An 8,689-nucleotide genomic window follows, 5' to 3' on the forward strand; every position below is an offset into this window, starting at 1 on the left:
AAAAAATCTCTAATAACTCTTGTGTTAAGCGGTTAATGTTATTTGGGCCAAAAGGGTCAATCATATTATGGCCAAAGGGGTGAATTCTGTTTGGCCAAAAGGGTCAAAGTAGAGTGGCTTTTCCACTCTCCGACATTTTTGTCTGTGACAAAATTCATTTCCTTTATCCGGCCCCTTACAATCAGCTCGGATTTGACACGGTTGCGGCGCGTTTTTGAAATCCTTTCGCCTGATGCGCCTTGCGCGCCGTAACTTGTGACGCACAGATACATCTGCCCGTTCTCAATGGCCTCGCGGTTGCGGTCAATGGCTGCAAGAAGGCGTGCCAGCTCCGCACCGTTGCCGCCCCATGGGGAGTAGAACATATCTTTCCGGGGAACGAACCTGAACAGGTAGGCGGTGGAATCCTCCTGTTCGCCGGCCGAGAGCGTCAACGCCGGCACAATGGCAAAAAACATCACCAGCAGCAACTTTACCTTATTACTCATATAGCGTATTTATTTTCGGTTTCGGATAAAAAAGGACATCGGCGATGCAGGCGGACATAGAAACTCCATGTTCCGGCACACATCGCCGACGGATATGACGGTACGCTCCCACGCCAGCGGGGGAGGGATGTATTAATTTATTAAATTTTGAGGAAACCGAAGAAAATTCTTGGCGAATGCTATCCGTAATGCATTGCCAGTTAAATGGTTTTTTATATATTGACGCGCGACACCAGAGAGAGTATGCAAATTTTTATAACATGCAAATTATCAGCGCACTTTTTCAATAATTTACCCGGGAAACCACAGCATGCAAAGCCCTGTTCCACCATAAACGTAACAATCCCCTCGCAATTCTCAAGAGCGAACAGGGTGCGGCTTGATATATTTCCATTGCTGCGCATATCAGTTTTTTGCAAACTTTTGCTATAATTGCAAAATTACATAAAAATCCTCAGATGGCAATGGTATTATCGTTATATATACAGGACCGGCGCATATAATTTCGAATTATCTTATTTGCATTATCTGAAGTGTACATCAACGGAGTCTATGACCTTATATAAGTCTGCCGAAGGTTCTATTGAGGGGTGTACCGCCGGTGATGCCGACATACGTGAACACGAGAAGTAGCTTTAAAAATAGACTGTTTATGGCCCGGGCAGAGCCGCCGGTCATTTTTCGGCGGCTTTCGCGGCTATGGGAGCGCTCATCGGTGAGGCATAGCTGCGCGCATAGTAGTCGTGCAGCTGACGCGTCATGCGTTTTACGACTCCGGCATGCTTCGGGTCGTTTGCCAGATTGCGTGTTTCCTGCGGGTCCTTCTCGTAGTCATACAGTTCATAAGCCAGCACTTTCGCTTCGTCAAAGGGCATGTATGTCTTGAAGCCTTTGGTCCACTCCACGAGGCGGTAGCGCTTATCGCGCAGTGCGTAGCCCATTATGTCGTTGGCGAGTTCGTCGGCCTTGCCTTTTAGGTCGGTGTCGCTGCTGATGGTATAATTTTCGGTTGTAGTGCGGCTGAACTGGCTTATGGCATAATCCTTTATCTTGTCTTTCGGATTTTTAAGCACCGGTACAAGGCTCTCTCCGTCGAGCTGCTGTGGGTATTCTGTGCCGGTAAGGTCGCATATGGTAGGGAATATGTCGAGAAACTCCACCACGGCGTCTGTACGCACACCGCGCTTCATGCCCGGTGCGGCTACTATCAGGGGCACACGGGTAGCCTGTTCGAAGTTGGTAAGTTTGTTCCACAGACCGTGGTCGCCGAGGTGATAGCCGTGGTCACCAAACATGACGATTATCGTATTGTCGGCAAGGCCGTTCTCGTCAAGCGCGTCGAGGAGCTTGCCTACCTGTGCGTCTACATAGGATATGCATGCATAGTAGGCGTGCAGAAGCCGCTTCTGTGTGTCGGTGTCAAGCCTGCGGGTATCCATATAGCTCTCAAAGGGCGGTATGTCGGAGTAGCCCTTTACCTCAAGCGAGTTGTGGTAGGCATACTCTACCGCATCGTCGGCCATGTTCTGAAACTCGGCTACCGGCATGGCATCGCGTTCATACAGGTCCCAGTACTTCTTGGGCGCGCAAAACGGCAGATGCGGCTTTTTGAACCCTACCCCGAGGAAAAACGGTTTGCCCTCCTCTTTTAGTTTTTTCATGGTCCTGACGGCTTCTTCGGCTATGACTCCGTCGACATAGCCGTTGTCAGGCACATCGGCGCACTCTGTGGCCACTCGTCCGTTGGCGAGTGCGTAAGTGGCGCCTTGCGCTTTGACATAGGGCCTGCTCCATGACATGGGATCGTTACGTACCGCCTTGTCGGTCAACGGGTGATATACCTTACCTACGCCCACCGTTTGATAACCGTTATCTTTAAGCGCCTGCGGCATCGATACTATGTCGGGGTTATTTTTGCGGAATGACCCCATGAGCCACCATACTCCCGTGTGGTCGGGATTAAGGCCGGTAAGCAGGCTCGACCGCGTGGGACCGCTTAGAGCCACCTGACAATAAGCATTGTTAAAAGTCACTCCGCGCGATGCGAGATTGTCAAATGCCGGAGTGCGGGCTATTTTGTCGCCGTAGGGCGATATCCACGGTTTCATATCGTCGATGGCTATGAAGAGCACATTGGGTCTTGCATCGGGAGCTGCGTTTTTATTGTCTTGGGCCGACGCATACATTGAGGTCATGGCAAGGGCATTTACGCCACATAATAAAAAATTAAATTTTTTACCGGGTTTCATGATTATATTTAAAGTTTTTATTAGTTTTGTACGAAGTTAGTGCTTTTAAACGAAATTTTTTAAATTTCAAGCGAAATAAAACACTTTCATATAAAATTGAGGTCCATGCTAAAACATTTCATTGCAATTATAGGTACACTATTATTGTCGGCTGCTGTTTCGATTTATGCACAGACACTTGATGCCGATGCGCTCAAGTCTTTTTCACCCTCTACTATAAGAGAGGCGTTTGAGATATGCAGATACGTTAAACTTACCGCGCAGCAGCAGATAAAACTCGCCGAAGCCATAGATGCTGAAAATGCCGAATTCGTGCGTCTTGTTGCAGCTGACAACGGTATTATGTCGGTGAAGACCCGCAACCGCATGCGCAAACTTCGTGACAGCGCTCTCGCTACAATTCTCGACCACGAGCAGCTTGCCCAGTATTACCGTGGAGTTTATGACGCCGAGGCCAATGCCGAGGGTATAAGCATAGCCGACCGACTGCAGAAAAAATATGATCTTACCGACCAGAACTGGAAGTTCATACGTATAGCATTTTATAAAATAGGTCTTGAGTCGCGTGTTATAAGAAAACTGATGGCCGATACTCCTAAGAAAGCCGAGGCCGCGATAGCCCGGCTTCGCGAGGAGCAGCTGAAGAGCATCGAGGAGAAGGGTGGCATACGTGTCAATCCTGACATGACGGTGGTTTATGTCAGGGAGTTCAAAGCCGATGCACTGCGTAAAGAGTGACGCCATGGAACTGTATACACCTTTTGCCAAGCCTTTTTATGTAATGACGAAGCCGGCAGGCAGCATGTGCAATCTTAACTGTAAGTACTGCTACTATCTTGAGAAGTCCAACATATATAAAGATGCCGCCGGTGCGCGGCGCTTCCTTATGGATGACTCCATGCTTGAACTTTTCATTGAGCGCTATATCAATTCGCAGAGCATGCCGCAGGTGCTGTTCACATGGCACGGCGGGGAGTCGCTCATGCGTCCACTGTCGTTTTATCGCCGCGTGGTGGACCTTCAGCGCAAATATGCCCGCGGAAGAGTCATCGACAACTGCATACAGACCAACGGCACTCTGCTCACCGATGAGTGGTGTCGTTTTTTCAAGGAGCATGATTGGCTTGTGGGCGTATCGGTCGACGGCCCGGAGGAGTTTCATGACGAGTACAGACGCACGCGTCAGGGCGCGCGCACCTTCAATAAGGTCATGCGCGGTATCGACATGCTCAACCGGCATGGAGTGGAGTGGAATGCCATGGCTGTCGTCAACGACTTCAACGCCGACTATCCGCTCGAGTTCTATCATTTTTTCAAGGAGATAGGGTGTCGGTATATTCAGTTTGCTCCAATAGTGGAGCGTATGCTGCCTCATGATGACGGACGGCATCTTGCTTCGCCGTGCGACATGGCCGGCGCCGAGCTTGCTGACTTTTCGGTGACGCCGGAGCAGTGGGGCCGCTTCCTGTGCACGATATTTGACGAGTGGGTAAGGCATGATGTCGGCCGCTATTTCATCCAGCTGTTCGACGCTACTCTGGCCAACTGGGTAGGGCAGGAGCCCGGCATCTGCTCGCTCGGCAAGACATGCGGCCACGCTCTTGTGCTTGAATATAACGGCGACGTATACTCCTGCGATCACTTCGTATTTCCTGAATATAAACTGGGCAACATAGAGTCGCAGTCGCTTGTTGAGATGGTTATGAGCCGGCGTCAGACCGACTTCGGGCTTGCCAAGCGTCAATCGCTGCCCCGGCAGTGCATGAACTGCCGCTTCCTTGACATATGCAACGGCGAGTGCCCTAAAAATCGATTCGCCATGACCGCCGACGGAGAACCGGGACTCAATTATCTGTGCCGGGGCTATTACAGCTTCTTCGAGCATGCGGCGCCCTACATGGATTTCATGAAGGCCGAGCTTGAAGCCGGGCGTGCCCCGGCTAATGTCATGAAAGCCCGTATAACAGGCGCTGACGGCGTTTTTTAACAATTTAACCGTCAAATGTGGGCTATGTATGATTTATTTGTTTAACTTTGTGGAAAACCAATAATAAGTTAACCAAATTATATCAATTAACATGAAACCTTACGTAGTAGGTATCGATATAGGCGGTACCAACACTGTATTCGGGATTGTAGATGCACGCGGCAATGTGATTGCCAGCAGTTCCATAAAAACCGGTAAGTTTGCCGATGTGAATGATTATGTAGCCGACCTTAAGGCTGCTCTGACATCTTTGCTTGAGGCTCATGACGCTGTCGACAAGATAGCCGGCATAGGTGTAGGTGCTCCTAACGGCAACTATTTCTCGGGATGTATCGAAAATCCGCCGAATCTTCCTTGGAAGGGCAAAATACCTTTTGCTCATCTGCTTCATGAAGCGTTCGGTGTGCCTGTGGCGCTGACCAACGATGCCAATGCGGCAGCTATCGGCGAAATGACATATGGTGTGGCCCGCGGTATGAAAGATTTTATAATGATTACTCTCGGTACGGGTGTGGGAAGCGGCATTGTCGTGAACGGACAGCTTGTGTATGGCCATGACGGTTTTGCCGGCGAACTCGGACATGTTATCGTGAAGCCCTCCAACGGCCGTATGTGCGGTTGTGGTCGCAGCGGATGTCTTGAGGCTTACTGTTCGGCTACGGGTGTTGCCCGTACTGCGCGCGAGTTCCTTGAGATACGCACCGATGCGTCACGACTCCGCGACATTCCCGTCGAGGAGATAACTTCAAAGGATGTGTATGATGCCGCTGTGCTCGGCGACAAGCTTGCCAAGGAGATATTCCAGTACACCGGCGAGATTATGGGCCGTGCCTTTGCCAATTTCGTGGCATTCTCCAGCCCCGAGGCCATAATACTCTTTGGCGGTCTCGCACGTTCCGGCGAACTTCTTATGAAGCCTATCAAGGAGGCAATGGACCGCAACATGCTCAATGTATTTAAGGGCAAGACAAAATTGCTTCTTTCCGAACTCAAGGAGAGTGATGCCGCAGTGCTCGGCGCAAGTGCTCTCGGCTGGGAAGCGCGTCAAATACCCGCTCCCCCGTCAAGCCAGTCTATAGTATTGGAGGCTTAAAAATCAAGTATATTTATGGCGCGTCGTATATCTGTGAAAGTGCGACGCGCTTTTTTATTTTTATAGTATGGCTGATAATTATTTGGAACGCAAGATGGAGGAGTACCGCTCCGGAAAATCCACCGGATACCGTACTCGGCTCACGCCTTCGGGCGACAGGCCGGGGCAACTGTCGGTTAAGTTTCCTCCGAGACGTGTTTTTGTCACCGGCGGCGCTTCAGGCATTGGCAAAGCTATTGTAAAAGCTTTCTGCGATGCCGGCTGCAGGGTGGCTTTCTGTGATATTGACGCCAAGGCCGGCCGGGCAGCCGCACAAGCTCTCGGGGCTCAGTTTCACCCTGTGGATGTGGCTGACGTGGCTGCCCTTGAAGCGTGTGTGAACCGTGTCATAGGGTCATGGGGCGATATTGACGTGCTTGTCAACAATGTGGGTGTGTCGGTATTCAAGCCTATTGATGAAATGACGGTCGAGGAGTTTGACCGCGTGCAGCATGTCAATCTAAGACCCGTGTTTGTGACGTCGCGGTCGCTTGCCTTGCATCGTAAGGCTATGGGTGAGCCGCATTACGGACGCATAATCAATATCAGTTCCACTCGCTACCTTATGAGCGAGAGGGGTACGGAGGCTTACACCGCGTCAAAAGGCGCCGTGTCGTCGCTGACCCATGCGCTCATGATGTCTATGGCTCCTTACGGCGTTACGGTCAATTCCATATCTCCGGGATGGATATGCTGTGACGGCTACGACAGCCTGACGGATGCCGATCATAATCAGCACCCATCGGGCCGTGTTGGACGTCCCGAAGACATAGCCCGCATGTGCCTGTTCCTGTCATTGCCCGACAATGACTTCATAAACGGCGAGAATATTGTCATAGACGGGGGCATGACCCGTAAAATGATCTATGTGTAATCCGGAGTCCGGCTAACGGTGAGGTAGAGGCGCCGGTAGTACGGTGCCCGCATATCCGCATGGCCATACAAAAGGCCATCCGGGTCGCAGCCGGACGCCGTGGTACTGGCGTCCCTACCATCCTTATAGCTGTTTGGCAGCCGCTTTTTATATGGCGTTGTTTGATGCTAACTTATATGACAACGGGGCTGAAACCGTATGGTTCAGCCCCGTTGATATTGTTGTATTTTACTCCCACTCGATTGTTGCCGGTGGCTTGGAGGATATGTCGTAGCATACGCGGTTGACACCCTTGACTTTGTTGATGATGTCATTGCTGACTTTGGCAAGGAAGTCGTAGGGCAGGTGGGCCCAGTCGGCTGTCATAGCATCGGTAGAGGTTACGGCTCTCAGCGCCACGGCACGTTCATAGGTGCGTTCGTCGCCCATGACGCCAACGCTCTGCACCGGAAGCAGTATCGCTCCCGCCTGCCATACCTGATCATATAGTCCCCAGTCGCGGAGCCCCTGAATGAATATGTCGTCGGCGTTCTGCAGTATGCTGACTTTTTCGGGAGTTATATCGCCGAGTATGCGCACCGCCAGTCCCGGTCCGGGGAACGGATGGCGCTTGATAAGGTGTTCGGGCATGCCGAGTTCGCGGCCTACGGCGCGTACTTCATCCTTGAACAGAAGTCGCAACGGTTCACATAGCTTGAGGTTCATCTTCTCGGGCAGACCGCCTACGTTGTGGTGGCTCTTTATGGTGGTGCCAGTTATGGAAAGCGACTCTATGCAGTCGGGGTAGATGGTGCCTTGCGCGAGCCATTTCACATCTTTTATCTTGTGGGCTTCTTCGTCAAATACGTCAATGAATCCTTTGCCGATTATTTTGCGTTTGCGCTCGGGATCGGTCACGCCGGCAAGTTCGCCAAAGAACTTTGCCGAAGCATCAACTCCTATCACATTAAGTCCGAGGCACTCGTAGTCATGGAGTACATTTTTGAACTCGTTTTTGCGCAGCATGCCATGATCGACAAATATACAGGTGAGGTTTTTGCCTATGGCCTTGTTGAGAAGCACTGCCGCTACCGAGGAGTCTACGCCGCCGCTTAGTCCGAGTACCACCTTGTCGTCGCCGAGTTGCTCTTTAAGCTGTGCCACGGTACTCTCTATAAACGATGCCGCGCTCCAGTCCTGACGGCTACCGCATATGTCGACTACGAAGTTCTTCAAGAGCTGTGTGCCGTCGGTAGAATGATATACCTCGGGGTGAAACTGCACGCCCCATGACTTCTCGCCTTCAATCTGATAGGCTGCTATGGCCACTTTATCGGTCGAGGCTATGATCTTGAAATTGTCGGGAATCGATGTGATGGTGTCGCCGTGGCTCATCCACACCTGCGACTTTTCGGGCAGTCCTTTGAGCAGAGGATTGTTGTGGTCAAACTTCTCAAGATGGGCTCTGCCGTACTCGCGCGAACCGGCCGGCTCGACAGTGCCGCCGTTGCTGTAGGCCATGAACTGGGCGCCGTAGCATATGCCGAGCACCGGATACTTTCCGCGTATACGGCTCATGTCGATTTTAAACGCTTTCTCATCATAGACTGAGAAAGGGCTGCCTGAAAGGATGACACCTATCACCGACGGATCGTCGTGAGGAAACTTATTGTAAGGCAATATCTCGCAGTAGGTATTCAGCTCGCGCACGCGACGTCCGATAAGCTGGGTGGTCTGCGATCCAAAGTCAAGAATAATGATTTTCTCTTGCATAAAGTGTGAGAATTTTGTAATTTTTACAAAGATACGAATAAGCCGAGCGCAAATGCAAATTTATTTTCAATTAGCCGAGCGTGTAGAGTCAACAAGCAAGTGCAAAATTAAGTCAATAGTTTGAAGAACTCAATACGAGGCGCTGAGAAACCTAATTTTTCTCGCGGTCTTCTGTTGATTTTTGCTTGTATTCTGTCAAGTTCTGCC

7 protein-coding genes are annotated in these 8,689 nt (G+C 50.9%); 4 read left to right on the forward strand and 3 right to left on the reverse strand.

Annotated features, from left to right (window positions below):
• Positions 1-65: 65 nt before the first annotated feature.
• A complete protein-coding gene (locus FW767_RS12450) occupies positions 66-488 on the reverse strand; it encodes a hypothetical protein (RefSeq protein WP_121700362.1) in 423 nt (140 codons plus the stop codon).
• Positions 489-1,162: 674 nt separating this feature from the next.
• Complete coding sequence (locus FW767_RS12455) at positions 1,163-2,737, reverse strand: sulfatase (RefSeq protein ID WP_150980687.1); 1,575 nt, start codon at positions 2,735-2,737, stop codon at positions 1,163-1,165.
• Between the two features lie 105 nt (positions 2,738-2,842).
• On the opposite strand from FW767_RS12455, the gene FW767_RS12460 reads away from it, so the two are divergent.
• The 4 genes from FW767_RS12460 (at position 2,843) to FW767_RS12475 (ending at position 6,730) form a co-directional block, all read left to right on the forward strand.
• Positions 2,843-3,475 (forward strand): hypothetical protein, encoded by a 633-nt coding sequence (locus FW767_RS12460; RefSeq protein ID WP_147438827.1) that lies wholly within the window; start codon positions 2,843-2,845, stop codon positions 3,473-3,475.
• 4 nt (positions 3,476-3,479) lie between these two features.
• Positions 3,480-4,724 (forward strand): anaerobic sulfatase-maturation protein, encoded by a 1,245-nt coding sequence (locus FW767_RS12465; RefSeq protein WP_121700369.1) that lies wholly within the window; start codon positions 3,480-3,482, stop codon positions 4,722-4,724.
• Positions 4,725-4,815: 91 nt separating this feature from the next.
• Positions 4,816-5,817 carry an ROK family protein gene (locus FW767_RS12470; protein WP_121700366.1) on the forward strand — a complete coding sequence of 334 codons (1,002 nt, stop codon included), beginning with the start codon at positions 4,816-4,818 and terminating at the stop codon, positions 5,815-5,817.
• Positions 5,818-5,884: 67 nt separating this feature from the next.
• Positions 5,885-6,730, forward strand: coding sequence for an SDR family NAD(P)-dependent oxidoreductase (locus FW767_RS12475; protein ID WP_121700367.1), 846 nt, complete (start codon positions 5,885-5,887; stop codon positions 6,728-6,730).
• Positions 6,731-6,958: 228 nt separating this feature from the next.
• On the opposite strand, the gene guaA is transcribed toward FW767_RS12475, so the two are convergent.
• On the reverse strand, positions 6,959-8,482 hold the full coding sequence (gene guaA, locus FW767_RS12480) for a glutamine-hydrolyzing GMP synthase (protein WP_121700368.1): 1,524 nt from the start codon (positions 8,480-8,482) through the stop codon (positions 6,959-6,961).
• Positions 8,483-8,689 lie beyond the last annotated feature (207 nt).

It is taken from the genome of Heminiphilus faecis (genome assembly GCF_008728965.1).
GTDB lineage: Bacteria > Bacteroidota > Bacteroidia > Bacteroidales > Muribaculaceae > Muribaculum > Muribaculum faecis.